The sequence below is a fragment of the Shewanella sp. N2AIL genome, assembly GCF_022690845.1.
Taxonomy (GTDB): domain Bacteria; phylum Pseudomonadota; class Gammaproteobacteria; order Enterobacterales; family Shewanellaceae; genus Shewanella; species Shewanella baltica.
On sequence record NZ_JALBYT010000143.1, the window covers coordinates 1 to 222 of the forward strand.

Below are 222 nucleotides of genomic sequence, written 5' to 3' on the forward strand. Positions count from 1 at the left end.
CCGACGTGCAATATCTGGCTGAAGGCGAAACTAAGGTCGAAACCTTTGTGGTGTTGAGCCAAGACGGCACTGAGCACACGGTCACCATCACCATCACCGGCACCAACGATGTGCCTGTGATTGCTGGCGACGATGTCGGCGCGGTCACTGAAGATGCCACCGATCCAGTTCTGACTGACAGCGGCACCTTAACCATTACCGATGCCGACAGCGGCCAGGCGG

At 58.1% G+C, this 222-nt stretch carries 1 protein-coding gene; it reads left to right on the forward strand.

The window, feature by feature from the left end:
* A partial coding sequence (locus MO387_RS21090; protein ID WP_242326529.1) for a VCBS domain-containing protein occupies positions 1 to 222 on the forward strand: 222 nt, incomplete at both ends.